This window comes from Kitasatospora sp. NPDC033851 (assembly GCF_055576085.1).
The window spans coordinates 57,606-84,111 of the sequence record NZ_JBVIRL010000029.1 but is presented as its reverse complement, the minus strand read 5'-3'; the positions used below and the strand labels follow the sequence as shown (position 1 = coordinate 84,111).

26 protein-coding genes are annotated in these 26,506 nt (G+C 72.0%); 14 read left to right on the top strand and 12 right to left on the bottom strand.

Going from position 1 to position 26,506, the window contains the following annotated elements:
• Positions 1-199 precede the first annotated feature (199 nt).
• Positions 200-910 (top strand): bifunctional DNA primase/polymerase, encoded by a 711-nt coding sequence (locus ACZ51D_RS36320; RefSeq protein WP_465616502.1) that lies wholly within the window; start codon positions 200-202, stop codon positions 908-910.
• A gap of 477 nt (positions 911-1,387) precedes the next feature.
• On the opposite strand, the gene ACZ51D_RS36315 is transcribed toward ACZ51D_RS36320, so the two are convergent.
• Positions 1,388-2,080 carry a metal-dependent transcriptional regulator gene (locus tag ACZ51D_RS36315; RefSeq protein WP_465616500.1) on the bottom strand — a complete coding sequence of 231 codons (693 nt, stop codon included), beginning with the start codon at positions 2,078-2,080 and terminating at the stop codon, positions 1,388-1,390.
• A 221-nt stretch (positions 2,081-2,301) separates the two neighbouring features.
• On the opposite strand from ACZ51D_RS36315, the gene ACZ51D_RS36310 reads away from it, so the two are divergent.
• From ACZ51D_RS36310 to ACZ51D_RS36300, 3 genes are all read left to right on the top strand, one after another.
• On the top strand, positions 2,302-3,066 hold the full coding sequence (locus tag ACZ51D_RS36310; RefSeq protein WP_465664675.1) for a sugar isomerase domain-containing protein: 765 nt from the start codon (positions 2,302-2,304) through the stop codon (positions 3,064-3,066).
• A gap of 181 nt (positions 3,067-3,247) precedes the next feature.
• Positions 3,248-4,321: a DUF4231 domain-containing protein gene (locus ACZ51D_RS36305; RefSeq protein WP_465616496.1), complete on the top strand. Its 1,074-nt coding sequence runs from the start codon at positions 3,248-3,250 to the stop codon at positions 4,319-4,321.
• A 23-nt stretch (positions 4,322-4,344) separates the two neighbouring features.
• Positions 4,345-5,199: an alpha/beta fold hydrolase gene (locus ACZ51D_RS36300; protein ID WP_360494600.1), complete on the top strand. Its 855-nt coding sequence runs from the start codon at positions 4,345-4,347 to the stop codon at positions 5,197-5,199.
• A gap of 10 nt (positions 5,200-5,209) precedes the next feature.
• On the opposite strand, the gene ACZ51D_RS36295 is transcribed toward ACZ51D_RS36300, so the two are convergent.
• The 4 genes from ACZ51D_RS36295 to ACZ51D_RS36280 form a co-directional block, all read right to left on the bottom strand.
• Positions 5,210-6,175, bottom strand: a complete 966-nt coding sequence (locus ACZ51D_RS36295) for a 2-hydroxyacid dehydrogenase (RefSeq protein ID WP_360494603.1) — start codon at positions 6,173-6,175, stop codon at positions 5,210-5,212.
• A 37-nt stretch (positions 6,176-6,212) separates the two neighbouring features.
• Positions 6,213-10,220 carry an FxSxx-COOH system tetratricopeptide repeat protein gene (gene fxsT / locus ACZ51D_RS36290; RefSeq protein WP_465616494.1) on the bottom strand — a complete coding sequence of 1,336 codons (4,008 nt, stop codon included), beginning with the start codon at positions 10,218-10,220 and terminating at the stop codon, positions 6,213-6,215.
• Positions 10,217-11,701 (bottom strand): TIR-like protein FxsC, encoded by a 1,485-nt coding sequence (locus ACZ51D_RS36285; protein WP_465664674.1) that lies wholly within the window; start codon positions 11,699-11,701, stop codon positions 10,217-10,219. Before ACZ51D_RS36285 ends, fxsT begins: the two co-directional genes overlap by 4 nt.
• Positions 11,702-11,885: 184 nt before the next feature.
• On the bottom strand, positions 11,886-13,322 hold the full coding sequence (locus tag ACZ51D_RS36280; protein ID WP_465664673.1) for a serine/threonine-protein kinase: 1,437 nt from the start codon (positions 13,320-13,322) through the stop codon (positions 11,886-11,888).
• A 116-nt stretch (positions 13,323-13,438) separates the two neighbouring features.
• On the opposite strand from ACZ51D_RS36280, the gene ACZ51D_RS36275 reads away from it, so the two are divergent.
• A complete protein-coding gene (locus tag ACZ51D_RS36275; RefSeq protein ID WP_360494612.1) occupies positions 13,439-13,633 on the top strand; it encodes a DUF397 domain-containing protein in 195 nt (64 codons plus the stop codon).
• Between the two features lie 3 nt (positions 13,634-13,636).
• Here the strand turns inward: ACZ51D_RS36275 and ACZ51D_RS36270 are convergent, their stop codons facing one another.
• Positions 13,637-14,566 (bottom strand): helix-turn-helix transcriptional regulator, encoded by a 930-nt coding sequence (locus ACZ51D_RS36270; RefSeq protein ID WP_465616488.1) that lies wholly within the window; start codon positions 14,564-14,566, stop codon positions 13,637-13,639.
• A gap of 65 nt (positions 14,567-14,631) precedes the next feature.
• Between ACZ51D_RS36270 and ACZ51D_RS36265 the strand changes: the two genes are divergently transcribed.
• The 4 genes from ACZ51D_RS36265 (at position 14,632) to ACZ51D_RS36250 (ending at position 17,376) form a co-directional block, all read left to right on the top strand.
• Positions 14,632-15,159 carry a hypothetical protein gene (locus ACZ51D_RS36265; RefSeq protein ID WP_465616486.1) on the top strand — a complete coding sequence of 176 codons (528 nt, stop codon included), beginning with the start codon at positions 14,632-14,634 and terminating at the stop codon, positions 15,157-15,159.
• A complete protein-coding gene (locus ACZ51D_RS36260) occupies positions 15,156-15,698 on the top strand; it encodes an NIPSNAP family protein (protein ID WP_465616484.1) in 543 nt (180 codons plus the stop codon). The genes ACZ51D_RS36265 and ACZ51D_RS36260 overlap by 4 nt, the downstream gene beginning before the upstream one ends.
• Positions 15,699-15,904: 206 nt before the next feature.
• On the top strand, positions 15,905-16,564 hold the full coding sequence (locus ACZ51D_RS36255; protein ID WP_465616482.1) for a DUF4097 family beta strand repeat-containing protein: 660 nt from the start codon (positions 15,905-15,907) through the stop codon (positions 16,562-16,564).
• A gap of 26 nt (positions 16,565-16,590) precedes the next feature.
• Positions 16,591-17,376: an alpha/beta fold hydrolase gene (locus ACZ51D_RS36250; protein ID WP_465616480.1), complete on the top strand. Its 786-nt coding sequence runs from the start codon at positions 16,591-16,593 to the stop codon at positions 17,374-17,376.
• Between the two features lie 5 nt (positions 17,377-17,381).
• Here the strand turns inward: ACZ51D_RS36250 and ACZ51D_RS36245 are convergent, their stop codons facing one another.
• The gene (locus ACZ51D_RS36245) at positions 17,382-17,627 is read right to left on the bottom strand and encodes a hypothetical protein (protein ID WP_465616478.1); all 246 of its coding nucleotides are present in this window, start codon (positions 17,625-17,627) and stop codon (positions 17,382-17,384) included.
• Positions 17,624-17,992: an ATP-binding protein gene (locus ACZ51D_RS36240; RefSeq protein ID WP_465616476.1), complete on the bottom strand. Its 369-nt coding sequence runs from the start codon at positions 17,990-17,992 to the stop codon at positions 17,624-17,626. The genes ACZ51D_RS36245 and ACZ51D_RS36240 overlap by 4 nt, the downstream gene beginning before the upstream one ends.
• A gap of 148 nt (positions 17,993-18,140) precedes the next feature.
• On the opposite strand from ACZ51D_RS36240, the gene ACZ51D_RS36235 reads away from it, so the two are divergent.
• Together ACZ51D_RS36235 and ACZ51D_RS36230 are read left to right on the top strand one after the other, a co-directional pair.
• Positions 18,141-19,016 carry a helix-turn-helix domain-containing protein gene (locus ACZ51D_RS36235; protein ID WP_465616474.1) on the top strand — a complete coding sequence of 292 codons (876 nt, stop codon included), beginning with the start codon at positions 18,141-18,143 and terminating at the stop codon, positions 19,014-19,016.
• Positions 19,017-19,018: 2 nt separating this feature from the next.
• A complete protein-coding gene (locus ACZ51D_RS36230; RefSeq protein ID WP_465616472.1) occupies positions 19,019-19,213 on the top strand; it encodes a DUF397 domain-containing protein in 195 nt (64 codons plus the stop codon).
• A 49-nt stretch (positions 19,214-19,262) separates the two neighbouring features.
• Here ACZ51D_RS36230 and ACZ51D_RS36225 read toward each other — a convergent pair whose 3' ends face one another.
• Positions 19,263-20,264, bottom strand: coding sequence for an ArsR/SmtB family transcription factor (locus tag ACZ51D_RS36225; protein ID WP_465616470.1), 1,002 nt, complete (start codon positions 20,262-20,264; stop codon positions 19,263-19,265).
• 178 nt (positions 20,265-20,442) lie between these two features.
• On the opposite strand from ACZ51D_RS36225, the gene ACZ51D_RS36220 reads away from it, so the two are divergent.
• From ACZ51D_RS36220 to ACZ51D_RS36210, 3 genes are all read left to right on the top strand, one after another.
• The gene (locus tag ACZ51D_RS36220) at positions 20,443-21,039 is read left to right on the top strand and encodes an RICIN domain-containing protein (RefSeq protein ID WP_465616468.1); all 597 of its coding nucleotides are present in this window, start codon (positions 20,443-20,445) and stop codon (positions 21,037-21,039) included.
• 221 nt (positions 21,040-21,260) lie between these two features.
• The gene (locus tag ACZ51D_RS36215; RefSeq protein ID WP_465616466.1) at positions 21,261-21,839 is read left to right on the top strand and encodes an RNA polymerase sigma factor; all 579 of its coding nucleotides are present in this window, start codon (positions 21,261-21,263) and stop codon (positions 21,837-21,839) included.
• A complete protein-coding gene (locus ACZ51D_RS36210; protein WP_465616464.1) occupies positions 21,820-22,155 on the top strand; it encodes a hypothetical protein in 336 nt (111 codons plus the stop codon). The genes ACZ51D_RS36215 and ACZ51D_RS36210 overlap by 20 nt, the downstream gene beginning before the upstream one ends.
• Before the next feature lie 19 nt (positions 22,156-22,174).
• On the opposite strand, the gene ACZ51D_RS36205 is transcribed toward ACZ51D_RS36210, so the two are convergent.
• The 3 genes from ACZ51D_RS36205 to ACZ51D_RS36195 all read right to left on the bottom strand — a co-directional run bounded on the left by ACZ51D_RS36205 (position 22,175) and on the right by ACZ51D_RS36195 (position 26,478).
• Positions 22,175-23,041, bottom strand: a complete 867-nt coding sequence (locus ACZ51D_RS36205; RefSeq protein ID WP_465616462.1) for a hypothetical protein — start codon at positions 23,039-23,041, stop codon at positions 22,175-22,177.
• Between the two features lie 123 nt (positions 23,042-23,164).
• Positions 23,165-23,884 (bottom strand): AAC(3) family N-acetyltransferase, encoded by a 720-nt coding sequence (locus ACZ51D_RS36200; RefSeq protein ID WP_465616460.1) that lies wholly within the window; start codon positions 23,882-23,884, stop codon positions 23,165-23,167.
• A 167-nt stretch (positions 23,885-24,051) separates the two neighbouring features.
• Positions 24,052-26,478 (bottom strand): FxsB family cyclophane-forming radical SAM/SPASM peptide maturase, encoded by a 2,427-nt coding sequence (locus ACZ51D_RS36195; protein ID WP_465664672.1) that lies wholly within the window; start codon positions 26,476-26,478, stop codon positions 24,052-24,054.
• Positions 26,479-26,506 lie beyond the last annotated feature (28 nt).

Here is a 26,506-nt window from a genome sequence, read left to right as displayed (position 1 = left end):
CAGCAACGCCAGCGGGATACCCACGGTGACGATCCGCACCCCCCTTGCGCCCTGGGAAATGCTCCCGTGCGCCCCCGCTGCGCCCGCCCTCGGCCGCCCCAACTCGGTCGAGTAACCGGAACGGGTGACATTGCCGGGATGCGCCCAACCGGGCACCGTCGGGCCGTAACCAGGCTCACACACGGTAGTTGAGCAGCGCGTGGAAGACATCCCCGACGCCTCCGGCCAGGACAAGAACGCCGGTCTGCCCCCGCTGCTCATCGAAGCCGTCGGCTACGCCGAGAACCGCCACTGGGAGGTGGCCCCGGGTGCCTGGCTGATCGACGGCGACGGGCCCGCCCGCTGCTCCTGCGCCGACCCGCGCTGCACGCTGCCGGGCGCCCACCCGATGGACGCGGACTGGGCCCGCAAGGCGAGCGCCGGGCCGGGCGCGGTGCGGCGCTGGTGGACCGAGCGGCCCCAGGCCTCGATCCTGCTGCCCACCGGCCGCTCCTTCGACGTCCTGGACGTGCCGGAGACGGCCGGCTGCCTGGCGCTGGCCCGGATGGAGCGGATGGACCTCCAGCTCGGCCCCGTGGCGGTGCTGCCCGCCGCACCCGGGCGGATCGGCCGTCGGCTGCACTTCCTGGTGCTGCCCGGGGTCGCGGCCAAGCTCCCGGAGATGCTCCGCAAGCTCGGCTGGCCGCCCGGCCGGCTGGACCTGGTCGCCCGCGGCGAGGGGGACTGGACGGTCGCCCCGCCGTCCCGGATCGGCTCCACCGGGTACGCCCAGTGGGCCCGCTCCCCCTCCTCGCTCAACCGCTGGCTGCCCGACGCCGCCGAGCTGATCAGCCCGCTCGCGTACGCCTGCGGCCGCGAGTCGCCCGCCCACCACGGCGCGCAGGCCGCCCAGCCGGCGGCGGTGGGCTGAGCGGGGCCGCGCCCCCGGCCGGTTCACCTCCCCCGAACGGCCGCCCTACGCCTATCGGGCGAGGGCGTGCACCGCGCGACACAACGCGCGCGAGTGACGGGCCTTGTCTCCCACCGGAGGCAGGGCCCGTCATATGTATGTCCGGATGGCGCGCGTCCGGATGACACCTGCCCCGACCACGCGATTCCGGATTGCGCAAGTCCGGATAAGGCTTCGGTGTACCCGCTGGTCAACCGCAGAAGCCCCTCGTACGAGTGACAGCGCTCAAGGATTGCCATGATCGGCCGAGGGGAGGAATTGCGGTGCGTGGGGATGCCGGAAGGGGCGCTCGGACGGGGAAGCCGGGCGAGGCGCCGGAGGGGAACCCGGGGAGGGAGCAGGGAGGGAGCGGAGGGGAACAGGGAGGGACGGGGAGGACGAGTCGGGCCCGCTGCACGGGAGGCAGCGGGCCCGACTCGGCCGTACGGTGTCGGCGCCTCAGGGCTGGGCGACGAAGACGTGCTGGGCGATGTCCTTGCCCAGCTCCGCCGCGGTGTCCCCGGTGCCGACCAGCAGACCGCCGACGCCGACATTCACCTTGACCGTGGAACCCGGCCGGACGCCGGCCCGGCGCAGGGTGCTCATCAGCGCGCTGTCGGTCTGGATCGGCTCGCCGATCCGGCGGACCACCACGTCGGCCCCGGCCTCGCCCGGCTTGACGGTGTCCAGCGGGACGAGCCCGGCGTCGAAGCCCTCGCCCTCGGCCTTGGTGTCACCCAGCTCGTCCAGGCCCGGGATCGGGTTGCCGTACGGGGACTGGGTGGGGTGGCCGAGCATGGCGAGCACCTTGCGCTCGACCGTCTCGCTCATCACGTGCTCCCAGCGGCACGCCTCCTCGTGCACCTGCTCCCACTCCAGGCCGATCACGTCGACCAGCAGGCACTCCGCGATGCGGTGTTTGCGCATGACGCGCACCGCGAGACGGCGGCCGTCCTCGGTGAGTTCGAGGTGACGGTCCCCGGCAACCTGGAGCAGGCCGTCGCGCTCCATCCGGCCGACCGTCTGGCTGACCGTGGGACCGCTCTGTTCCAGGCGCTCCGCGATCCGGGCGCGCATCGGGACGATGCCCTCCTCCTCCAGCTCCAGGATGGTGCGAAGGTACATCTCAGTGGTGTCGATCAGCCCAGACATCGCCGCTGGCTCCGTTCTTCGGTGTCCTCATCGCCAATTCTGACGTACCGAGGCGACAACCGGGGCCGCCCGGGGGCTTCGGGCACGGGATTTCGTTCCTGTTGACAGCGGTACGGCCGGGACGCGACCGTGCTGGCCGTAGCTTTCTCCACCGGCGGTCTGGACCACCAGGACCGCCCCACCCGGCCGGCTCCCTCACCGGCAGAGAGCGGAGGCACCCGATGAACGACCTGGTCGGCAGGTACTTCGACGCCGCGATCGCCCACCTCCAGCGGGTGCGCGAGGAGGAGGCCGACACCGTCGAGGCCGCCGCCGCGCTGCTGGCGGAGGCGATGACCGAGGGCCGCCGGGTCTTCACCTTCGGTGCCGGACATTCCTCGCTGCCGGCCCAGGACGTGGTCTACCGGGCCGGCGGGCTGGTCCCGATGAACCTGCTGAACGTGCCCGGGACGACCGGGGTGACGGTGATGCCCGCTCCCCTGTCCAGCGCCCTGGAGCGGGTCTCCGGGCTGGCCACCGCGACCCTGGACCTGACCCCGGCGACCACCGGCGACCTGCTGTTCGTGATCTCGCTGTCCGGCCGCCAGGTCATGCCGGTCGAGCTGGCCCGGTACGCCCGGGACCTCGGCCTGAAGGTGATCGGGGTGACCTCGCTGGCCTACCCGGAGGAGGTGCCCTCCGCCCACCCCTCCGGCACCTACCTGAAGGACCACTGCGACGTGGTGCTGGACAGCAAGATCGCGGTCGGCGACGGCGAGCTGACCCACCCGGGCGCCGAGACCACCTTCGGCCCGGTCTCCACCATCGTGACCAGCGCACTGATGCAGGCCGTGGTCGCCTCGGCGGTCGGCCGGCTCGCCGACCGGGCGGCCGCCGGGGACGCCCCCGCCCCGCCGCTGTTCCGCTCCGGCAACGTCCCGGGCGGCACCGAGTGGAACACCCGGCAGATGGCCGACAACGCCGAGCGGGTCCTCTACACCTACTGAGCCGCACCCACCGAGCCCCGGGGTGCCGCGCACGCTCGGTACCGGAACGAACACGGGGAGTCCCGGACAATCCACCGGGCCTTCCCGGCCATTGCGGGCCACCCCCGGCCGCGCCAGGCGTACCGGGAAGCCGCCCGGGGCAGGAGAGCGGTGCGACCGGAGCGACGGGTGGGGGCCGAACATGGCGTCTGGTGCGGGACGAACCGGCTGGGTGCGCGAGCGGGACCTACTGCCCGAGTTCTTCTGGGCCGCCGACGCGGCCTCGCTGCGCGGCCAGCGGCGCTCGGTGCTGCTCTCCGCCTGGGAGCTGGTCCTGCTGGTGGTCGCCGCCGCGACCGGCTCGGCCGACGGCGAGCCCTGGGCCTGGCCGGCCGCCGGCGCCTACCTCGGCGCGGTCGCGCTGGCGGTGGTGATCAGCCGGCAGAACCCGCAGGGCCTCTGGTACGAAGGCCGGGCGGCCGCCGAGTCGGTGAAGACCCTGGTCTGGAAGTACGCCGTCCGGGCCGACGCCTACCAGCCGCCGCCGCGCACCCTGCCGGACGCCGAGGGCCTGTACCGCTTCCAGCTCGGCCGGGTGCTCGGCGCCTTCCGGGACAGCCCGGTGGCCGTGCCGGGAAGCGGGGCCGGGAGCGGGACGGGGAGCGAGGCCGGGAGCGCGGCGGAGATCACCGCGGCGATGCGCGACCTGCGCGAGCAGCCGCTGGCGGTGCGCCGCGAGGTGTACCTGGGCGAGCGGATCCAGGTGCAGCACGACTGGTACCGCGCCAAGGCCCGCTACTGCGCCCGGACCGGCCACTGGGCCGGGGTGCTGGGCGTGCTGCTGCCCGCGCTCGGGCTGGTGCTCGCGCTGCTGCGGGCGCTCGGCGCGTTCACCTACGACGCGCTGGGCACCGTCTCGGCGGTGGCCGCCTCGGTCACCGCCTGGGCACAACTGCGCCAGTACCGGCCGCTGGCCGCCGCGTACGCGCTGGCCGCCGAGGAGCTGGCCCAGATCCAGCGCCAACTCGCCGAGCTGGACCTCGACGCGCCGGAGGCCGAGGAGATCTGGGCCCGGCTGGCCCGGGACGCCGAGGACGCGATCTCCCGCGAGCACACCACCTGGCAGGCCCGCCGAGAGGTCCGCACCACCACCGACCGGGAGGACGAGAACGACCGGGAGGACGAGGACCACCGGGAGCACGAGCACCACCGGGGGCAGGGGACCGACCCGGAGCACCGACCCGCCCCGGAGCACCGAATCGACCGGGAACACTGAGGAGGCCGCAGGTGTCGTTACGGATGGTCAAGACCGCGGACGACCGCGCCCTCGCGGTCGAGTCCCTCGGCGACCCACGCGGCCGACCGGTGTTCCTGCTGCACGGCATGCCCGGCAGCCGGGTCGGCCCGCACCCGCGCAGCACCGTGCTGTACCGGCTGGGCGTGCGGCTGATCTCGTACGACCGGCCCGGCTACGGCGACTCGACCCGGCTGTTCGGCCGCCGGGTGAACGCGGCGGCGGCCGATGTACGGGCCATCGCGGACGAGTTCGGGCTGGACAGCTTCGCGGTGCTCGGCCGCTCCGGCGGCGGCCCGCACGCGCTGGCCTGCGCCGCGCTGCTGCCGGAGCGGGTCAGCCGGGTCGCGGTCCTGGTGGGCCTCGCGCCGCGCGACGCGGCCGGCCTGGACTGGTACGCGGGGATGACCCCGTCCAACGTCCGCGCGTACCAGGAGGCCGAGCGCGGACACGGCCGGATCGCCGACGCGATGGAGTTCCGCTCCCGGCAGATCAAGGACGACCCGGTCCGGCTGCTGAACGGGCTGCGCACCGAACTCTCCCCCGCCGACCGGGCGGTGGTGGCCGACAGCGGACTGCGGCGGATGCTGCAGAGCAACTACCGGGAGGCGTTCCGGCACGGCGCGGACGGCTGGATCGACGACGTGCTGGCCTTCACCGCCGACTGGGGCTTCGACGTCGGGTCCGTCCGGGTGCCGACCTGGCTCTGGCACGGCGCCGACGACCAGTTCTCCCCGGTCGACCACTCCCGCTGGCTGGCCGACCACATCCCGGACGCCGAGCTCTTCCTGGAACCCGGCGCCGCGCACTTCGGAGCCTTCCGGGTGATGACCACCGCCCTGGCCTGGGCAGCGGGTTAGCCCTACCGGCTCAGGGCCGCACCGGGGTGACCGGCGGTTCGCCGTCGAGCACTGCCAGGATGTTGTCCACCGCCAGGCCGCCCATCGCCTGTCGGGTGGCGACGGTGGCGCTGCCCAGGTGCGGGGCCAGGACCGCGCGCTCCTGGGCGAGCAGCGCGGACGGGACGGCGGGCTCGTGCTCGAAGTTGTCGACGGCGGCGGCGAACAGTGCGCCGGACTCCAGCGCGGCGGCCAGCGCCTCCTCGTCCACCACGCCGGCGGTCATGCTGACGACCACCGCGCCGTGCGGCAGCAGGGCCAGCCGGCGGGCGTCCAGCAGGTGCCGGGTGGCGTCGCCGAGCGGGCAGGTGACGACCAGCACGGTGGAGGTGGCGAGCAGGTCCTCCAACGGCTTCCAGTCGGCGCCCTCGGCCTGCTCGGGCGGCAGTTCGCGGCGGTTGTGGTAGCTGACCGGCATGTCGAAGGCGCGGGCCCGGCGGGCGACCGCCTGGCCGATCCGGCCCATGCCGAGCACGCCGAGCGGGGTGCCGGCCAGTTCCAGGCCGAGCAGGAAGGTGGGCGCCCAGGTCCAGGGCGTGCCGGAGCGCAGCAGGCGTTCGCCCTCGCCGAGGCGGCGGGTGGCGGCCAGCAGCAGGGCCCAGGCCATGTCGGCGGTGGCGGTGGTGAGCACGCCGGGGGTGTGGGAGACCAGCACCCCGCGCTCGGCGCAGGCGGCCAGGTCGACGTTGTGGTAGCCGACCGCGTGGTTGGCGACGATCCGCAGCCCGGGGCCGGCCGCGTCGAGGAACTCGCCGTCGACCCGGTCGTCCAGGGTGGTGAGCACGGCCTGCCGGCCGCGGACGGCGGCGAGCAGCTCGGCCCGGTCCATCGCCTGGTCGGAGTCGTGGCGGGTGACGGCGTGGCGGGCGGTGAGCCGTTCGATGACACCGGGCGCCAGGCGCCGGGTGACCAGGACCGGGGGCGGGGTGGTGGCCATGGCTCGGCAGCGTACCCCGCCCCTGTCCGGAGCGGACTCACACCGGCTGCGGCTCCAGGTCGCGGTTGATCCGCTTCCAGCCGCGCGCCGACACCGTGTTGGGGTGCTCCTCGCCGAACTGCCGGATCAGCTCGGCGATCGATCGCGACCGCAGCTCGGCGGCCTGGGTGTGCCGGCCGGCCGTCCGCAGGGTGACGGCCAGGTTGGCTTCGCAGGCCACCGCGTCCGGGTGCTGCCCCGAGTAGCGCTCGCACAGCCCTTGGTGGGCGGCCCGGCCGAGCTGTTCGGCGAGCGCCAGTTGCCCGTCGTCGCCGTAGGCGTTGGCCAGGTTGATCATCGCGTTGAGGGTGTAGGGGTGTTCCGGTCCGACCGAGCGGGTCAGTCCCTCGACGGTGAGCCGGCCGCGCTCGATGGCGCCCTGGACGTCGCCGCTGCCGCGCAGGTAGATGCCGAGGTTGTTGGCGCAGGCCAGGGTGAACGGGTGTTCGTCGCCGAACAGCCTCCGGTGGCCTTCGAAGACGGTGGAGCAGAGGTCGCGGGCGGCTTCCTTGTCGCCGGAGGCGCTGTGGTCGGCGGCCAGGTTGAGCGCGCAGGCGAGGGCGTCGGGGGCGTCGGCGCCGTAGCGCTCCAGGTAGCGCTCGTAGGTCTCCTTGGTGATCCGGCGGGCCTCGGCGAGCTGGCCGATGCGGCGCAGCGAGACGGCCAGCGACTTGGCGTTGCGCAGGTTCTCCGGGAGGTCCGGGTCGAGGACGTCGCCGAGGTCGGAGGTGACTTCCTGCAGCAGGTCCACCGAGCCCCGGTAGTCGCCGAGTTCGCGCAGGTCGCGGGCCAGGTTGGACTTGGTGGACAGGGTGTAGGGGTGTTTGGGGCCGAGGACGGCGGTGCGCCGGTCGAGGGTCTCCTGGTCGAGTTCGCGGGCGGCCTCGCTGTCGCCGACCAGGCGGTAGTCGATCGCCAGGTTGTTCGCCATGGAGAGCGTGCGCGGGTTGTCGTCGCCGAACAACTCGCGGAACTGGTCGAGGATTTCGCGGTCGAGGTCGAGTGCGGCCTGGAACCGGCCGAGGGCCCGGCGGTCGGCGCCTAGCGAGCCGGCCGTCATCAGGGTGTACGGGTGGTGCTCGCCGAGCAGCGCCTGCTGGCGTTCCAGGGTGGACTCGTCCAGGGCCAGCGCCTCGGCGTAGTTGCCTTGGGAGCGCAGCACGTTGGCGAGCTGGAAGCGCAGCAGCAGGGTCTGCCGGTCGTCCTCGCCGAGTTTGCTGGTCCACTCCGCGTCGAGGGCGTGGCCGAGGTCGCGGGCGCGGTCGAGTTCGCCGCGCTTCCACAGGTAGCGGACCCGGTCGATGAGCAGCTGGCGGGTGTCGGCCTCGTCGCAGTTGTGGGCCCTGGACGGCGACAGGTGTGGCCAGATCTCGTCGAAGGCGGGCCAGTTGGCCGGGTCGTCGGTGTCGCCGAGGACGGGTCGGGCGCCGGTGAGGATGCGGTGCACCTCGTGGACGGCGATCTCCTGCTCGTCGGCGGTCATGCCGGCCCGGATCACCGCCTGGACCAGGCGGTGCACCTGGAAACTGTTGCTGCCGGCGTCGACCTTGGCCAGCGCGTACCGGCCGATCGCCTGGATGACCTTGCCCAGCATGAACTTGTCGCTGAGGTCGGCGTCGTACTTCACCAGCGCCCGGATCATCTGGTCGCTGTAGAAGAGGTTCATCGAGATCGGCTCGGGTGCGAAGAACGCGCACAGTTGCAGCAGTCGCACCGCTGCCGGGGACTGCTGGCGCAGCCGTCCGATGGAGACGTTCCAGGTCGCGGCGACCGGGGTGGGGTAGTCGGCGGGGCGGCCGACGGCGAGTGCGCGGGCGGCTTCGGCGTGCAGCTGGGTGACGTAGGTCTCCACCGGGGTGCCGGTGGTGTCCAGCCAGGCGGCGGCCACCTCGACGGCGAGCGGCAGGTCGCCGACGGCTTCGGCGACCCGGTCGGCGTCGGGCCGGGAGAGGCTGCGGGCGCGTCGGCACAGGTGTTCGACGCTCTCGCCGCGGGTGAAGACGTCGACTTCCAGGGCCTCGGCGTGCCCGGTCCAGGCCTGGTTGCGGGAGGTGACCAGGATGTGGCCGGAGCCGCCGGGGAAGAAGCGGCGGATCTCGGCGGGTTCGTCGGCGTTGTCGAAGATCAGCAGCCAGCGCGAGGTGGGTACGCCGCGGCGCAGTGCCTCGCGGGCGGCCTCGGCGGCCTCGGTCACCGAGTCGCCGACCCGCAGGCCGAGCCGGCGGGCGAGTTCGGCGAGGGCCGGGGCGACCAGCTCGGTCTGTTCGGCGTCGATCCACCAGACCAGGTCGTAGTCGGACATGAAGCGGTGGGCGTACTCCAGCGCCACCTGGGTCTTGCCGACGCCGCCGAGCCCGTACAGGGTCTGCGGGGTCGGCAGGACGGCCGCCATGCCGCCGCGCAGCTGGTTGCGCAGCTGTTCCAGGACGGCGGCGCGGCCGGTGAAGGAGGGGTTGCGCGGCGGGACGTCCCACACCGACGGCTTGCTGCCGGGGAACCGCGGCCCGCCGTTGGGCGCGTCCTCGAGCGGGACGTCGCCGCGGCCGAGGGCGCGCAGCAGGCTCTGGATCGACTGCGTCTCGTCGCGGCCGACCAGGTCGACCGGGTTGCGGTTGCTGAACGGCGCGGTGAGCCGCACGTCCCCGACCCGGACGGGCAGCAGCTGGCGCCTGGTCCCGGACGGGTCGGAGCTGACCACCGACTCCCACAGCGCCCGGGCCTGCGGGGAGCGCTGGTAGGCGGGCGAGAGCACGGCGACCGTCCGGAACGCCGAGTCGATGCCGCGCTCGGTCTCCTCGCGCGGGTCGGTGCCGGCGCTGAGGTCGCGGGGCAGCACCCGGAAGCCCGCCCGGGTGAGGACGGACTCGATCCAGTCCGCCCACATCCGGTCCTCGGGGACGTAGGAGAGGTAGAGGTCGGCCGGGACGGACGGGCGGCGGCGGGTGAACGCGTCCACGTAGCGCAGCCGGACCGCCTCGTCCATCGGCGGCAGGCCGGGGGCCCGGCCGTCGGTGAGCATGGAGGTCAGCCGCTCGCAGGCGGCCAGCATCGAGGTCGGGGTGCCGGTCTGGTCGCCGAAGGTCGCGAGGATCTCCTCGTAGGCGTAGAACGGCCGGTACGGGATCTCCACCGAGCCCCAGTACGCGGCGAGTTCCTCGCCGTTGAAGCCGGCGGGCAGGCCGTCGAAGCGGACCCGGGCGAGCGCCCGGCCCGCGTCCGCCTTCTCCTTCTCGCCCTCGTCGATGCGCATCGGGACGGGCAGGATGCGGATGCCGCGCTCGCGGTAGCGGTCGTGGATGTGCTGGGCGATCCGGGAGGCACCGTCGATCGACTGGTCGCTCAGGGTGAAGCAGACCACCAGGTCGTCGGGCATCTGCACGGTGCAGATCTCGGCGATGTCGGACAGGCCGGTGCGGGAGTCGATCAGCACGTAGTCGTAGCGCTTGGCCATGTCGGCCTTGAGGGCGTCGAAGAACTGCCCGCCGTCGAAGCGGTCGTAGAAGATGTCCCAGTCGAGGTGGGTGACGGCCTCGGAGTAGTCCCGGTTGAACTGGCCCGCGGAGAGGAAGTCCAGGCTGCCGGTGGACGGGAAGTGCGGCCAGGTGAGCGACAGCGCGTGCGGGTGCACCCGGGCGAAGTCCAGGTGCCAGCCCTCGGCGTGCTCGACCGGGCGCAGCGCCTCCTCGCGGTACTCGGCGATCAGGTCCATCATCCCGGTGGTGCCGGCGAGGGAGGCCGGGTCGAGGAAGGGGTGGAAGAACTTGGCGAGGCCCGGCGCCTCCAGGTCCCAGTCCACGGTGAGCACGCGGAAGCCGTTGGCGGCCAGGATCCACGCGGTGTTGGCGAGGGCCATGGTGCGGCCGGTGCCGCCCTTGTACGAGTAGAAGGTGATGATCCGGCCGTTGCGGTCCTGCTCCGCGGCCCGCCGCTCGGCCTCGCGCTGGGCGACCAGATCGGCGGCGGCGAGGCCCCCGAGGCGGAGGTTCCTGGTGCGGTTCTCGGTCATCGGTTTCCTCGTCCTCCCAGGGGCGCCATCCCGTCATCGGGGTCATCGCCGTCGTCGCGGTACGGGTCGTGCTCGCGGTACGGGTCGCGCTCGCGGTGCGGGTCACCGCCGTTGTTCCGGTCGCGCTCGCGGTGCGGGTCGCCGCCGTTGTTCCGGTCGCCGCCGTTGTTCTCGTCCTGGGCGAAGGGGTCCTCGCCCGAGCCGTCCGGCCCTGGCCCGCCTCCCCCGCGCCGGAACGCGTCCCGCAGACTCGGCCGGGGTGGCGGAGGTTCCTCCGGTTCGGCCCTGGTACGGCCCTCGAAGGCGTACTTGGCCTTCATCGCGGCCCGGGGCAGCGCGTCGTCGAAGTCCTCCAGCGAATGCAGCCCGGTCGCGCGGGCCGGGCCGGTCGCGCCGAGGAAGCTCGGACGGCCCGCCCGCCGGGTGATGCGCAGCGTGTCGTCGCTCAGGTCGCCCAGCTCGCCCGCGCTTTCCTGGCACTCCGGGTCGTCGGCGTTCCACGGCTCCAGCACGCTCACCCAGGTGGCGTCCGAGCGGTCGAAGCGCCGCACCAGTTCGCGCCGGCGCGGATCGCGCAGCGCCCACCGGTCGAGCAGCAGCAGGCCGGGGGCCTCGGCGTTGCCCTCGATGATCGACGCGGCCTCGTCGTCGAACTCGTGCACGGTCGGCTGGAACCCCAACTGCCGTGCCAGCCGCACCGCGTGCTGCGCGATGGGCGAGCCGACCGGCCGGTACGGATGCCAGTCGGTGCGCCGCTCGCCGTAGTAGTCGGGGTTGCGGCCATCCGGCAACTCGCCCTGGTGGTAGGCGAGTACCGAGATCCGCAGCTGCCTGGTCGGGGCGGTCACATTGAACGCACTGGGGAGGGTGTTGAATTCGAGACGCCGCCCGACGGGGATCACCGTCTCCTCCGCCACCTGCACGATCCGGGCCGCCAGGCGGTGCACGGCCAGCTCGTACGCGGAACGGAAGTAGGTGAGCTTCATCAGCGCGTACAGGCCCTCGGTGGCGTAGTCGGGCCCGAAACTCGCGTGGTTGAACTGGAGTTCACTGGCCACCTTCGGCAGCCGGTAACGGCTCATCGGCGCCCACAGCACCGGGACGATGCCGCTGGTGCGCTCCGAGTCGAGGTTCGCCGGATAGACCGGACGGCGGGTGAAGGCGTGCCATTCCTGACCGCACGGCACGCTGTTGAAGTACCGGGGGGAGTACAGCGGGACGAACACCCGGCAGCTCGCCAACTCGTCGGACAGCCGATCGGCCCACAACTCGCCCTGGTGCATGGACTCGTCCATGAAGCCCACCGGCACCCCGTCCGGGGCGGTGGTCAGCTGGAGCACCGCCTCGCAGAGGTCCCGGTACAGCTGCCGGACCCAGTGGTTCGGGTCGCCGGCGCCACGCGCACCGGCTTTCGGGGTGTGCGCGTAGGAGAGGAAGAAGTACGGCCGGGTGTCGTCCTCGTCCCAGCCCCGGTCAGTCACACGCGCCTCCCCCGGGCCCGTCGGCAACCTGCCTCCCGCAGCCCCCGTGCGGCGGGGCTTCAGTGTAGGAACGACTGACACCCCAATGGAATAGCACAACGACTCGCACGAATTGACATGACCGAAACGATGCCGCCGCGGCAGTCGACCGACGGCCGGTTGACGAGGCCGATCGGGCCGACGGTCAACCGAACCGCCCGATCCGCTCGGCGTAGACCGCATGGCTCCTGCGGGACATGACCGTGAGCCGATGGGACGGACCCAGGACGCGCGCCCGGTCGGCCGCCACCCGCTCCAGCAGACCGGCCGCCTCCAGGTGGCGCCCCGCCTCGCCCAGGTTGCACGCGTGGTTGTGGCGGGCCGTGAGCGTGTGCGGATGATCAGGACCCAGGACACGCGCCCGGTCGGCCACCACCCCTTCCAGCAGCGCCGCCGCCCGAGCATGCTGCCCTGCCTGACCCAAGTAGTAGGCCTGGTTGTGGCGGGCCGTGAGCGTGTGCGGATGATCAGGACCCAGGACGCGCGCCCGGTCGGCCACCACCCGCTCCAGCAGCGCCGCCGCCTCCAGGTGGCGCCCCGCCTCACCCAGGTTGTACGCGCGGTTGTGCCGAGCCTTGATGGTGTCCGGGTGGTCGGCGCCCAGGACGCGAGCACGGTCCGCCGCCAACCCGTCCAGCAACGCCGCCGCCTCCCCGTGGCGCCCCAGCCGACCGAGGGAATTGGCCAGGTCGTAAGTCGCGGTCAGTTCCCCCGCGGTGGGGAGCCGGTCGTCGGTGGCGCCCGCGAGGGCCTCGGCGGCAGCGAGCGCCGACGGGGGGCGGCCGGCCGGGCTCTTCGCGAGGAGCTGGAGCAGTAACCGGTCGAGGCCGTGGGGCAGGTCGGGCCGGTGCTGCCGCAGCGGCACGGGCGGCTCGTACATGTGGGCGGCCGCGAGGGCACCCGGATTCGCATGGATGCCGAACGGCGGCGCACCAGTGAGGAGTTCGTACAGCACACAGCCGAGCGCGTACAGGTCCGCACGGCCGTCGACGCTCTCGCGCCTGGCCTGCTCGGGGGCCATGTAGGCGGCGGTGCCGATCATGTATCCGTCGGGGGTGAGCTGGGTGTGGTTCCCCTGCAGGTAGGCCGCGATGCCGAAGTCGAGGACGACGACAGCCTCGGTACCGTCGACACGGCGGGTGAGGAAGAGGTTGGCGGGCTTGATGTCGCGGTGCACGACGCCCTCGCGGTGCGCCACAGCCAGCGCCCCGCAGACCTGCATGCCCCAGTCCACGACTTCCGCGACGCCAGGACGCCGGCCGGACTTCAGCAGCGCGGCGAGCGACTGCCCGGCGAGGAGGTCCATGACCACGAAAGGCATCGGCAGCCCGGCCTCCAGGTGGATCCCGCAATCGTGGACACCGACGATGTTCGGATGGTGGAGCCGGGCGGTGAGCCGCGCCTCCCGCTGGAAGCGGGCCTGCTCCGCACTGTCGTCCATGCCGTCGAAGCGCGGCAGGATCAGCTTGACGGCGACATCCCGGGCCAGCCTGGTGTCGTGGGCGCTCCAGATTTCGCCCATGCCGCCCGACCCGATGCGCTCGCCCATCCGGTAGCGCCCACCGATCACCGCGCCCTGCATCGACAACCCCCGCCGCCGTGTGATGTCCGGGTAAACCGTAGTGGCTTCCCAATCCCATGCCGCTCTGCTCGCGGATATTGTCAGCACGTCCACCACAGGACCCGAGGAAGGCAACCGTGGAACACCTTGAGTGGCAGAGGTCCAGCACCAGCGGCGACCAAGCCAACTACCTGGAGATCGCCTCCGACGGCGACCTCGTCTACATCCGCGAATCGAACAACCCCACCCACATCGTCACCACCACCCGCGTCAAGTTCGACGCCTGGGTCCGGGGCGCCAAGGCCGGCGAGTTCGACCACTTCGTCGCCTGAGGATCACCCCGGATAGCGGGCGGCCAGTGCCCGTACCGTCGCGGCGACGCGGTCGCGAAGTTCGGCCGGTTCCAGTACCTCGACGTCGGCGCCGAGCCGCAGGAACTCGCCGTGCGCGTGGTCGACCGACTCGATGGGCACCCGGGCCTCCGTCCAACCGTCGTCCGTGGGTGTCACGCCGAGGCGGCGGGCGCCCTCCGGGGTGAGCCGGACCAGCGCCTCGCCGGTGTGCAGCCGGGCCCGGAAGTCGGCGAGGTAGGCCGCCCAGTGCGAGGCGAGGTCGAAGTCGCCCTGGGCTTCGAACTCCTGCTCGGTCATGGCGAGTTCGATGATCTGGTCGACGCGGTAGGTCCGCATCCCGGACGGCCCGCCGGCGACCAGGTACCAGCGCCCGGCCTTGAGCACCAGCCCGTACGGCTCCACCCGCCGCTCGACCTCCTCCGGCGCCCGCCAGCGCCGGTACCGCAGGACCACCGCCCGCCGCGCCCACACCGCTGCGGCGACGGCGGCCAGGTGTGGGGTGTCGTCCGCGTCGCCGTACCAGCCCGGGGCGTCGAGCAGGAAGCGCTCCTGGATCCGCCCGGCCTGCTCGCGCAGCTCGGCCGGAAGAGCGGCCCTCAGCTTGAGCTGGGCGGCGGCGAGCGCCTCGCCGAGTCCGAGTTCGGCGGCCGTGCCCGGGAGCGCGGCGAGGAAGGCGGCCTGCGCCTCGTCGGCGGTCAGCCCGGTGAGGCGGGTGCGGTAGCCGTCGACCAGCCGGTAGCCGCCGGCGTGTCCGGCGTCGCCGTACAGCGGGATGCCGGCGGCGGCGAGCGCCTGGACGTCCCGGTAGACCGTACGGACCGAGACCTCCAGCTCCCCGGCCAGCTGCTCGGCCGTCATCCGGCCCCGGTTCTGGAGCAGCAGGAGCAGGGTGACCAGCCGACTCGCGCGCATGCCGCCCAGTATCCCCTGGTTCCACTGACAGTGGGTGTCAGTGGAGTGCCCCTAACCTGCGGCGCATGGACGACTTCGACTTCTTTCACGGCTCCTGGAGCGTGGCCAACCGCCGCCTCACCACCCCGCTCGCCGACGCGGACAACGGCACCTGGGAGGAGTTCCCCGGTCACACGGTGGTCCGGCCGCTGTTCGGGGGCGCGGGGAACATCGAGGAGATCACCTTCCCCACCCTGGGCCGCCAGGGCGTGACCCTGCGGCTCTTCGACCGCGAGACGGAGCAGTGGTCGATCTACTGGTCCGACAGTCGGACCGGACAGCTGGATCCCCCGGTGGTCGGCGGCTTCACCAGCGACCGAGGCGACTTCCACGGCGAGGACACCTACGCCGGCCGCCCGATCCGGGTGCACTTCACCTGGCACCGGCTCGGCCCGGACGCCGCCCGCTGGGAGCAGGAGTTCTCCGCCGACGGCGGCCGCACCTGGGAGCACAACTGGACCATGGACTTCACCCGTACCGGACCGGCCGTGGGCGGCCTCGGCGACCTCGGCGGTCTCGACGGTCTCGACGGTCTCGACGGTCTCGACGCATGAGCATCGTCGAACTGCGCCAGTACACCCTGCGCCCCGGCGCCCGGGAGACCCTGATCGAGCTCTTCGAACGCGAGTTCGTGACCGGACAGGAGGCGGTCGGCATCGCCGTCGGCGGCCGCTTCCGCGACCTGGACGACCCGGACCGCTTCGTCTGGCTGCGAGCCTTCCCCTCCATGTCCGAGCGCCGCCGCGCGCTGGAGGCCTTCTACTACGGCCCGGTCTGGCGGGAGCACCGCGAGGCGGCCAACGCCACCATGGTCGACAGCGATGACGTCCTGCTGCTGCGCGGCCCCGGCTTCGCCCCGCGTCCGGGCGCGCGCGAGGTGCTCGCCACCGTCTGCCACCCCGCCGACGCGGCCGCCTTTGACGCCTACGCCGCCCGGCACCTCGCCCCGGCCCACGCGTTGCACCGCACCGAACACGCCGAGAACGGCTTCCCCGCCCTGCCCGTCCGCACCGGCGAGGACGTCCGCGTCTGGTTCGGCCCCGCCGAACCGGCCCCCTGGCCGTTCCGGCGGCTGCGACTGGAGCCCGTATAGCGTTCATCCTCACGCCATTGCAATGAAGAAGACGCATGACGTTGCGTTAGCTGCAGGCCTATTGCAATGATTTCCCGGCAACTACCTGCAGCGATGCATATTTTGCGCAACGAGTGCGTTGCCTGATCATCGAACGCAACGTAGCTTTTCCATCGTCAGAAACGGCGGGCGCACGGAGCGCCCGCCGCCTCACGAAGGAGAGCACGATGCAGAAGTTCGACACCCCCGCCGCGATCACCGCCGTCCTCGACATCCCGGCCGGCCGCGTCCAGCTCATCGCCACCGACCGCACCGACACCACCGTCGAGATCCGGCCCGCCAACCCGGCCAAGAACCGCGACGTCCAGACCGCCGAGCAGACCACCGCCTCCTACGCCGCTGGCGTCCTGCGGATCCAGGCCCCCGAAACCGGCGGGCTCTTCGGCGCCGGCTCGGTCGAGGTCACCGTCCAGCTGCCGGCCGGCTCCCGCGTCGAGGGCAAGGCCGCCGCCAGCGAGCTGCGCGTCGTCGGCCGCCTCGGGGACCTCGCCTTCGACGGCGCCTACCGCCAGATCAAGATCGACGAGGCCGAGAGCGTCCGCCTCACCGCCACTGACGGCGACATCGAGATCGGCCGACTCAACGGCCCCGCCGAGATCACCGCCGCCCGCGGCGACATCCGCATCACCCAGGCCGTGCGCGGAACCGTCGTGCTCAGCACCCAGTCCGGCAACATCACCGTCGGCGCCGCTCCCGGAGTCTCCGCCGCCCTGGACGCCGCCACTGCCTACGGCCGCATCAGCAACGCCCTGCGCAACGACGGCACCACCGGACTCGACATCCGCGCCACCACCTCCCAGGGCGACATCACCGCCCGCAGCCTCTGAGCCCCCGAACCCCGGAAAGGGACGCCATGAGCATCAAGCACTCCTCCTGGACCGGCAGGGTCCCGGTCGACGACACCGCCCTCGCCGTGACCGACACCGGCGGCCCCGGCCAGGCGATCGTCTACCTCAACGGCTCCTACGCCGACCAGTCGCACTGGAAGCACGTCATCGCCGAACTCGGCGACGGCTACCGGCACATCACCTTCGACGAACGCGCCCGCGGCAAGTCCGGGACCTCCTCCGACTACTCCTTCGAATCGTCCGTCCGCAGCCTCGACGCCGTCCTCGCCGCGCGGGGAATCGAGCGGCCGATCCTGGTCGGCTGGTCCTACGGCGCCATGCTCGCCATCCACTGGGCCGCCCGGCACCCCGACCGCGTGGCGGCGGTGGTCTCCGTGGACGGCGCGATGGCGCACGAGTGGCTGGACGACGCCACGAGGGCCCGGATCCGCAAGCTGTTCCGGCTCCTGAGCCCACTCTTTCCGATCTGCCGCCGCATCGGCCTGGCCGCCCGGATGAGCGCCACCCAGCACGCCGAGATCAACATCGAACTCAACGAACTCTGCGCGCCCGCCCTCCTCGACCCGGTCTTCGACCGCGTCGCCGTACCGACCCGGTACGTCCTCGCCACCGGCGGCAATCTGGGCGGGGACGCGAAGGTGATGGAGGGCATCCGCGCCGGCCTCGACCCGGTGCTCGCCCGCAACCCGAACATCAAGGTCAGCGCGAAGGTCCCGAGCAACCACTCCAAGATCCTGCGCAAGGACTTCGCCACCATCGCCACGACGGTCCGCGAACTCGCGGCGGCCTGAGCGCCTTACCCCCGGTGGCGCTTGAACTCGCGCAGCAGCGCCAGGAGATTGATGACGGTGCTGGCCGGAACATTGCCGAGGGAGACGAGGACCCGGCCGTCCAGAATGGTCTCCCCAGGCTTGGCGGACGGCCAGAGCAAACCGAACTCGCGCCCCTCGGTGCGGAGTTCCACGATCAGTTCGGTGATGTCCCGACCGGCGAGATGCCCCAGGGCCGGATCGGCCGGGTGGATCGGGTGGAGCGCGTTCACGCGACGCCGTCCAACTCGAACCAGACCCGCTTGCCCAACTTCTGCGGCTCGACGCCCCACCGGTGGGTGAATGCCTCGACCAGCTGCAGTCCACGCCCGGACTCGGCGAGTTCGGTCGGCTTCTGACGCTGCGGCAGCTCGGAGCTCCGGTCGGCGACCGTGACGCGGAGGGTCCTGTCGGAGTACACGACCGTGACGACGGGCGAGTCGGTCAGCCCGTGCCGCCAGGCGTTCACGATCAGTTCCATGAGCGCGAGTTCGGCGTCCCCGATGGAGGGGTCCGAGTACCCGGCGCGCACCATGGCGTCGCGCAACACCTCGCGCGAGACGGTGAGGGAGGGGGTGTTGAGCATGGGGTCACACATGGGGAATCTCCCAGCGGTGCAGAGGAGTGCCGTGCAGACAGGCACTGCTGACGATGCGTTATTGGACTGTAGATGAATCCGCCTCAACTCTGCAACACGTTCCGCACATGCCTCTACACTTTGCGTAGGCATAGATCGCGGGAAGGGCATGTCCATGGGGTTCAGGACTGGGATCAGCGAACGACAGCGGCGTTTCGGCGAGGAGCTTCGCCGTGTTCGAGACGCGGCAGGCCTCTCAGCCTTGGAGATCGGCGAGGCCTTGGGCGTGAAGGGCCCGAACATCAGCCACACCGAAGCGGGCAGGCTTGGCCTCAATCTTGAGCGATTGAATGCCTGGCTCGACCTCTGCAACATCACGGACCCCGAGTACCGCGCCGGCCTCGTCGCCATGAGCGAGAGCCCGGGGAAAGGTTGGTGGACCGAGTACAAGCACGACGTGACCGTTCCAGCCCTCGATCTGGCCGAGGTGGAAGCGAGCGCCACGAGCCTGGATAGCTACGAGACTCTTCTGATCCCTGGCCTCCTGCAGACCAAGGCATACAGCGAGGTCATCCTCGGATACAGCGAGAGGAAGGTCGAATTTCGCCTCCAGCGCCAGGCGCTACTGACACGCGAGAACGCCCGTCCGCTCCGTGCAGTGATCCACGAGGCAGCCCTGCACATGATGTACGGGGGTCCGACCGTCATGCGCGACCAGCTGACCCATCTGATCGAGATGAGTCGGCTGCCCAACGTGACGATCCAGATTTTTCCGTTCGACTGCACTACCTATGCGTCGACCGATACCCCGTTCATGCTTGTCCGAGGACAGCACAGCCGGCTCCACACGGTTCTGCTCGAACACCCGCATGGCTCTACCTTCGTAGGAGATCCTGAGTCCGTGGCAGCGTTTGACCAGAAGTTCGACCGGATCAGGGGCCTGGCGCTTCCTCCCCTATCCGCTTCCACGCCGGCACCATCCGCCACCTATCGTGACTCGATGGGCTTGATCCAGCACATCCGTTACAAGGTCCAAGGAAGGTGACCATGAGCCAGCTCAATTGGCAGAAGTCGAGCTTCAGCGGCGACCAGGCCAACTGCGTAGAGATCGCCTCCGACGGCGACCTCGTCCACATCCGCGAGTCCGACGCCCCAACCACCGTCGTCACCACCACCCGCACCAAGCTCGATGCCTGGATCCGTGGTGCCAAGGCCGGCGAGTTCGACCACTTCGTCGCCTGACCCCATCCCCTGTGCCCCGGCGGCCCTCCGCCGGGGCACGGGGATCAGGTCATCCGAGGCCACCGGTGTAGCCGGGCTTCGCCGCGAGCCTTTGGTACAGGACGGTCCGCGATCGGCGGGTGCGTTGCACGAGCCCCGCGCGGTGGAGGATCTGCAGGTGGTAGGAGACGGTCGCGGGGCTCAGGTGCAGGAGGCCGGCGAGCTCTCCGGTGGCGCGGGGCTGGATGAGTTCGGCCAGTAGTCGCAAGCGCGTCGTACCGATCAGTTCTTCGCTGCTCGTGGGCGGGAGACAGTCGCCGGGCACGGCCGGATAAACGATCAGGGGCGTGCGGGGAGCCGGCGCACCCGGGGGTTCGGCCGCGCAGAAGATCGCCCTGCGAGCGAAGAGGCTGGGTACGAGGATCGTGCCGTCGGCGTCGAGACTCAGTCGGTGGGAACTGGTGGCGGAAAGGCCCACGTTCAGCGCGCCACCGTCCCAATGCAGATTGGGGGCGAGATTGTTGACGGCATCCGCGATCCCGTGCCGGGCGATCGCGGAAGCCCGGGTGGCGACATCGCCTTCCAGCCGGGCGCGCATACCGGGCCAGTGCGGCGCGAGGACGGCATGCCAGAACTGCTCGAGTTCCACGGCCATCCGCTGGGCCAGGTACTCCTCGCCCCGGTCCATGGCCTCTAGGAGCATCCGGGGCGGCCTGCGGGCCACGCTCTGGTCCCATGCGTGGCCGCCGACGGCCCCCGTCATCTCGTAGCGGACCCGCTCCGCCGGTGTGGTGGCCACCTGGTGCAGCGCGCTGTCCGGACAGACCTGGAATCCGGCCGGTTCGGGCCGTAAGAAGTCCGGGGCGTAGCCGAGCGGGCCGCCGCCGGCGACTACGGCCAACAGACCCAGCCGATGCTCCGACAGTGCTTGCACGGCTTGGGTTCGCCAGGTCGCGTCCAGCAGGTGCGGCGACTTGCTGAGGGCGAAGAGCAGATCATTCGTCGCGTCCAAGGGTGACAGGGCGAACCTGACCATGCCCAGACCGCGCGCGCCCAGGTTGATCCGGATCACGAAAACCTCCCGCAGCGCGATCGTCTTCGAACGGAATCGAATCATTCGACGGCGTGCACGTCATCCGGTTCGCTGAATCCCGTGCCCGACCACGGCGCCATCCGCGCCCGGCACGCACGCACGCACGGAAACCGGCACGGCAATCCCAGCCCTTCCCTCCCACGATCGGGGAATCCGCATGCTCAAGTCCAGGTTCGCCCGCCTCCTCGCCGTCGCCGGCGTCGCGGCGCTCGCCCCTCTCGCCTTCGCCTCCAGCGCGCACGCGGCCACCTACGTCGGCACCTACGCGCTCTACAACGACACCACGGGCAAGTGCGCCGATCTGCCCAACTACGGCTCGAACCCGCTGAACACCCCCGTCACCCAGTTCCGCTGCACGCTCGGCGCCGCCGACAACCAGATGTGGAGCCTGGAGTCCACCCGCACCGTCAACGGACTCTCCCTGTACCAGTTCGTCAACACCAAGAGCGGCTACTGCCTCGACCTCCCCGACTACGGCTCCGACCCGGCGGGCACGCGGCTGTACACCTACAACTGCGCCTCCAACCCGGCGGGCGACAACCAGGAGTGGTACTTCGTCGACGTGACCGGCAACCAGGACTACGAGATCGTCAACTACAAGGACGGTCTCTGCCTCGACGTCTCCGGCGTGGCCGGAGACGGAAGCGACCGGGCCGACAACCTTCCCCTGACCGTGTACCCCTGCTACAACAGCTCGTGGACCGGCGGCTACATCTCCGGCTTCGACGACCACCTCTGGCGGCTCGCCTCCTGATCCGCCACGCCAGACCCGCATCCCCGTGCCCCGGCGGCCCACCGCCGGGGCACGGTGCTGATCGGCTGAATCCTTTTCGGTGGCCCGCGCCTCTTATGGACGTGCCGGCAAACGTCGGGCACGGAAACCGGAGGTAGTCGTGGTCATCGGAATCGGTATCACCGTCGTCCTGGTGCTGCTCTGCACCTGCATGCTCGTCGTGAAGCGCAAGCGAGCCGGGCGTGGCTGACTCGTCCTGGCCGGGTGAGCAACTGGTCACCGCAGCGCAGGGCGGCGACGTCGACTCGATCGCCGCGTTGGTGTCGGGCTCGCACCCGAACGTGCAGCGGTTCGCCCGATCCCTCTGCGCCTCCCCGGAGGACGCGGAGGACGCGGCGCAGGAGGCCCTGATCATCCTGTACCGCAAGATCGGCATGCTGCGGGCCTCCGGCGCCCTGGCGTCGTGGATGTTCCGCATCGTGCGCAACGAGTGCCTCCGGCGCGCGCGGGCCCGGTTGCGGGACAGCACCGTGCCCCTTTCGCAGGACACCCCGGTGGCCTCGGCCGAGGACGAGGTCCTGCAACGCCTGGAAGCGGCCAGGGTGGCGGCTGCGGTCGCCGCCCTGCCCCCGGACCAGCGCCGCGTGCTGATCATGCGGGACGTCCAGGGCTACAGCGGCCGGATGGCCGCCGATGCGCTGGGCCTGAGTATGGCCGCAATGAAGTCCCGTCTGCACCGGTCCCGTACGGCGCTCCAACGGGCGCTGCAGGCCACCCCCGTCACAGTCTCTGGAGGGAACGATGACCGGCACGAAGCCTGAGGGCCCCGATTTCGCGAGCACGTCCCTGTCCGAGCATCTCGTGCGCGGTGTGGTGGGGTTCGGCTCGCTGGTCGGCTCGGTCGTCCTCCTGCCGCTGGTCGGGCCGCTCAGCCTGGTTCTGCTGCCGGTCGGTCTGCTCGCCCTGCGCGGCTGCCCGATGTGCTGGGCGATCGGACTGGTGCAGACCGTCTCGCGGGGCCGCCTCCAGCGCTCCTGCGAGGACGGCCAGTGCACACTGACTGTGGCCGGCCACGACAAGCAGCTCTTCGGACCACGCACGCAGCTCCCCGAGCGGGACGAGGTGCCCGTGGCCTGACCGCCCGGGCGCGGAGTGCCTAACCGGCGCCCGCCAGTTCCTCACGAATGCGGCCCAACTGCCCGGCGGTCAGCGGATGGTCGGAGAGGACGAGGGTCCACTGCCAGTGAGGGTCACGCCAGCGCTGGAGGTGGTGACCGGGATCGAGGGCCCAACCGGACAGGTACGGCGGGTCGTCCAGAGGTTGGCGAACCAGCTGGGCCGCCGTCGGGGCGCCCGGCGACGGCCGGGCATCGAGATCCAGGACGAGAAAGCCGGTGCCAGGGTCCCCGTCGATCGGCGACGGACGACCGAGCGGGCCGGGCCAGGAGGCGGGCACAGGCAGCGGCCGGGTGCGGCAGTACTCGCGGATGCGTTCCCACCGACCAGGCTGGTCCTCGTCGTACTCGGGTCGGACGAACGGCTCGTCCGGCAACGACCCGGGGAATCCGAGGTCGGTGAGTTCCTCGGTGTAGGCCGTACCCGGGGCACTCGCCCGCAGGACCATGCCGGTGTCGCTGTCGATCACCAGGTGCAGCCGCGCGCCCCCGGGCCCGGCTGTCTCCGCCTGGACGGCCTCCCGCCCGTTGGTCCGGATCCGACGGCCGACCCGAAGATCGGACGGGACGGGGAGGACGAGCCGGGCAGGGTCGGGGTCGAAGCTCCACGGCCAGCCGGCACCGGGAAAGGAAAGCCCCGGCGACACCCACGGAGCGTGGTTGCCATCGTGGACGACGACACGACCGCCGAAGTCGAGCCGCCACAGCGACGGCGCCCGGAAGGCGAACTCGACGGCGGTCTCCACGTTCTCGGCCGGGGGGTGGCCCGGACCGTTGTCCACGCGGGGCCGCACTGCCCGATAGCGGCCGGTGAGCGCGCTCGGTACTACCGGGGGTGGGGAAGTCATCGGGCGCCTCACTTCTGTCCGGCCTGGTCGGTCACCTCGGCCGATGGCTTCGGTCCGCGCAGGAAGTCGGCCTGGCCGACTTCCTGCGCACGGCGGTTCGGGGCGACGGGCGACCGGGCGGGTTCAGGTGGTGCGGGTGCGACGGAGGATCTGCTCCGCCAAGTCGACGGCCTCCCGGACCGGGACGAGGCGGCAGGTGGCGCCGCCGATGTGGGCGGTGGTGATGCCGTGGGCGAGGCGCAGGACCTCGGCGCCCAGCCCGCCGAAGTGGAGGTCGTCCAAGTCCGGTGCCTTGAAGGCCGTCCAGCCGTCCTCCCCCACGCAGCGGTACTCGCGGACGGGGACGTCGGGCAGCCGCAGGTCGGCGAGGTGGAAGGCGGTGAAGCGGTCGATCGGGACGCCGATCATCAGGACCCGGGCGTCCAGGTCGTAGAGCCGACCCAGGGGGGAGTCGAGGCCCAGGTGGCATTCGTCGGGGTGTCGGCCGGTGATCTCCTGCGCGTGGCGGCCGAGCGCCGCCCAGGAGGTCTGCGGGTGGCGGCTGCGGAGCGCGCCGGGGTGGGTGCGGATGGCCTCCGACAGGGCGCCCATGGTGGGCGACGCCGGGGTGGTGGACGGGTCGAAGCGCGGCATCCGGGCCTGGTAGTCGGCGACTTCCTCCGGGGAGCGTCCGGCCACCGCGGCCTGGTGGATGCGTGAGGTGGCGGAGTTCTCGGGGGTGGCCGTGTAGGCGACCAGGGTGCCGTCGGGGCCCAGGATGTCCAGCAGGGCGTCGATCACGCCGGCGGCCCCGCCCGGCACCGGGCCGAGGGTGCGCAGGGACGCCTGGACGTGCAGCACCATGCCCGGGCGGACCCCGAGGTCGGCGAATGCGCGGCGCAGTGGGCGGACGTGGGAGCGGACAGGGTCGGCGACGGCGACGCTGCCGACACGGGGTTCGGTGAGGATGACGGTTCCCCGGGGTTGAGGGCCCCGGGCGAGGGAGGTCCGGGGGCGGGCGGAGTGGGAGATCAGACCCCGGCCCGTTCGTGTCGTGCCCGGTCGGCCGCGTGCTCGGCGGCGGCGGGCAGCGACAGGGCGAGCCAGGGTGTGACGGTGGCACGCATGCCGTCGGCGAAGCGCAAGCCGGTCCCGGTCAGGGCTCCGGACTCGGCGAGCCGTTCCACGGCTTCGGCGGTGTACTGCCGCCAGAGCGCGAATTGTGCGCGCGTCCGGTCGGCGGCTTCGCCGGGCAGGCCGTCGTACGCGAGGGTGCGGGTGCCCCAGTACTCGGTGACGGCCAGGTGGGCGTACGTGCCTTGGAGCAGCCCTTCGAGCGGCCGGGGGTCGGGCCGCCAGGGCGCGAAGTACAGCGTGGTGTCGTCGCGGTCGTACAGGTCCGTGAGGTCCAGTACGGCGCCGAGTTTGACGTGTTGGAATTCGTGCGCGAGCAGGAGCGCGAGGGTGGGCGCGGTGGCCGGCCGGGCGATGCCGACGGCGCCGTACGCCTGCCGGGCCGCCGAGCTGACGTCCCGGCCTGCCGGGCCCGGCCGCAACGGGGTGACCGTCGCCAGTCCGGTCCGGATGCCTTCCGCGTACGCGGGCAGGTCCCGCCCGAGCAGTTCCCAGGCTTCGCGCAACGCGCCGGTCCAGTCGAGCAGTTCGCCGCCGGGCAGCCGGTCCGCGACCGGGTGGTCGTGGCAGTCGCGCAGCGGGTCGGTGTCCTCCAGGGCGAGGGTCCACCCGCCGGCCAGCCGGATCCGTCGCAGCGGCTCGTCCAGCCCCGTGCGCACCGAGCCGTCGCAGGCCCGTACCTCGAAGCCGTCCGGCCGACCGGTGACCACCACCTCCCCGTCCGGTACGGCGATCCGCCCGAGCGTCGGCAGGTGCAGCCACCCGCCTCGCACGGGCACCGGCACCGCGTCCCCCCGCCCGGCCCGCACCGCCGCGGCTGCGGCCAGCGCGGCCAGCGGGCCGAGCCCGACCGGGAGGTCGCCGGCGAGCCGCCGGGCCGCCCACGCGCGGGCGTACGGGTGGGTGAGGACGGCGTCGACAGCGGCGGGGGCTTCGACGTCCAGTGCGGACAGCAGGGCCCACGCCTCGGGCCGCCCCTGTCCGGAGGCGTCCCAGGCGGCGGCCAGCATCGCCCGGGTGAGAGCGAGTTGGGAGCGGCCGAGTGCGGCGACGGTGTCCGCGCCGCCGTACCCGCGCGCGAGTTCGTCGAGTTGCGACGACGTGAGCGCGCCCGGCAGCAACGGCTCGGCACCGGGTGGCAACAACTCGGCCGCGGGCAGTGGCGGTTCACCCGCCCGTACCGGCACGGCAGCCGAAGGGCCGCTCCCCGCGAGACCGTTGATGAGCGCCATGAGATCACCGCAGTAGACGGAGGGATGGTCGAAGCTGTCTCCCCCATCGTCGCTCCGGAAGCGGTGGGCGTACAGCCCGCCACCGCAGGAGCGGACCACGGAGCAGGCGCGGCAGGCCTCGCTCAGTCCGGCCAGGCCGGACTGGCGGGCGGCGATGCCGGGGTGGCGGGCGAGGTCGTCGAGGCTGTGCGCGAAAACGTTCATCCCGGTGGCGGGCGCACCGTCGTACGCGGTCTTCAGGCTGTCGGCCTGCTCGAAGGTGCCGTCGGTCTCAAGGACCGCCAGGTCCGAGGGCTCCAGCCCGAGCGACTCGGTGAGGCTGGAGAGTCCGCGCAGGGTCCGGTGCACGGATTCGAAGGTCCGTACGGCGAACGGGCGGCCGTCCGCTTCCCACAGCCGGTGGACGGTCAGCAGCCAGTCGGCGTACGGGGTGGCGCCCAGGGCTTCGGGGCGTTTGGGCGGCTCGACCCAGGTGGCATGGGGGAGTAGGAAGTCCACGGCGGGCGGGCGGAGTTCGGCCAGCGCCCGGTACACGGCCACCGGGTCGTTCTCGACGTCCATCGTGCAGAGCAGCCCGGCGAAGAGGTGCCGGTACTCGGGTTCGTTCAGCAGTGCGACGGCCCGCAGCACCTGCGGATGGCTGGTGCGGCCGTCGGCGAAGCGCCGGTGGCGGTCGTTGGCGGCCCTGTCGCCGTCCAGCGAGATGCCGACCTTGAGGTCCAGCTCCGCGAACAGCGTGCAGAAGGCGCGACTCAGCAGCACGCCGTTGGTGTGGATGCGCAGGTCGAGCGCACAGCCGGGCGGGAGCGCCGCGCGGAACGCCTCGGCGGCGCGGCGCAAGCGGTCCGGGCCGGCGAGCAGGGGTTCTCCCCCGTGCAGGACGACCCGGACGGCGGGCAGCCGGTGGGCGGCCGCGTGCTCGCCGACGCGTTCGGCGGCCTTGGCCAGGATCCCGTCCGCGAGGACCTTCGGGCGGGAGCTCCAGCTGCGATCCGCGTGCTCGTAGACGTAGCAGTGGTCGCAGGCGAGATCGCACCTGCTGTGCATCTTGACCACGAACTGCGTCAGGGGCAGCGGAATTGACGTCGTCATGGAACTGTTCGGAGATCCGTTCGGATCG

Coding starts and splice junctions, on each gene's coding strand:
- ACZ51D_RS36240 (WP_465616476.1), bottom strand. CDS start 17,992: ATGTGTGACCCCATGCTCAACACCCCCTCCCTCACCGTCTCGCGCGAG.
- ACZ51D_RS36205 (WP_465616462.1), bottom strand. CDS start 23,041: ATGACTTCCCCACCCCCGGTAGTACCGAGCGCGCTCACCGGCCGCTAT.
- ACZ51D_RS36295 (WP_360494603.1), bottom strand. CDS start 6,175: ATGGCCACCACCCCGCCCCCGGTCCTGGTCACCCGGCGCCTGGCGCCC.
- ACZ51D_RS36250 (WP_465616480.1), top strand. CDS start 16,591: ATGAGCATCAAGCACTCCTCCTGGACCGGCAGGGTCCCGGTCGACGAC.
- ACZ51D_RS36230 (WP_465616472.1), top strand. CDS start 19,019: ATGAGCCAGCTCAATTGGCAGAAGTCGAGCTTCAGCGGCGACCAGGCC.
- ACZ51D_RS36235 (WP_465616474.1), top strand. CDS start 18,141: ATGTCCATGGGGTTCAGGACTGGGATCAGCGAACGACAGCGGCGTTTC.
- fxsT (WP_465616494.1), bottom strand. CDS start 10,220: ATGACCGAGAACCGCACCAGGAACCTCCGCCTCGGGGGCCTCGCCGCC.
- ACZ51D_RS36220 (WP_465616468.1), top strand. CDS start 20,443: ATGCTCAAGTCCAGGTTCGCCCGCCTCCTCGCCGTCGCCGGCGTCGCG.
- ACZ51D_RS36280 (WP_465664673.1), bottom strand. CDS start 13,322: ATGCAGGGCGCGGTGATCGGTGGGCGCTACCGGATGGGCGAGCGCATC.
- ACZ51D_RS36195 (WP_465664672.1), bottom strand. CDS start 26,478: ATGACGACGTCAATTCCGCTGCCCCTGACGCAGTTCGTGGTCAAGATG.
- ACZ51D_RS36255 (WP_465616482.1), top strand. CDS start 15,905: ATGCAGAAGTTCGACACCCCCGCCGCGATCACCGCCGTCCTCGACATC.
- ACZ51D_RS36305 (WP_465616496.1), top strand. CDS start 3,248: ATGGCGTCTGGTGCGGGACGAACCGGCTGGGTGCGCGAGCGGGACCTA.
- ACZ51D_RS36310 (WP_465664675.1), top strand. CDS start 2,302: ATGAACGACCTGGTCGGCAGGTACTTCGACGCCGCGATCGCCCACCTC.
- ACZ51D_RS36260 (WP_465616484.1), top strand. CDS start 15,156: ATGAGCATCGTCGAACTGCGCCAGTACACCCTGCGCCCCGGCGCCCGG.
- ACZ51D_RS36270 (WP_465616488.1), bottom strand. CDS start 14,566: ATGCGCGCGAGTCGGCTGGTCACCCTGCTCCTGCTGCTCCAGAACCGG.
- ACZ51D_RS36315 (WP_465616500.1), bottom strand. CDS start 2,080: ATGTCTGGGCTGATCGACACCACTGAGATGTACCTTCGCACCATCCTG.
- ACZ51D_RS36210 (WP_465616464.1), top strand. CDS start 21,820: ATGACCGGCACGAAGCCTGAGGGCCCCGATTTCGCGAGCACGTCCCTG.
- ACZ51D_RS36300 (WP_360494600.1), top strand. CDS start 4,345: ATGGTCAAGACCGCGGACGACCGCGCCCTCGCGGTCGAGTCCCTCGGC.
- ACZ51D_RS36200 (WP_465616460.1), bottom strand. CDS start 23,884: ATGGTGCTGCACGTCCAGGCGTCCCTGCGCACCCTCGGCCCGGTGCCG.
- ACZ51D_RS36265 (WP_465616486.1), top strand. CDS start 14,632: ATGGACGACTTCGACTTCTTTCACGGCTCCTGGAGCGTGGCCAACCGC.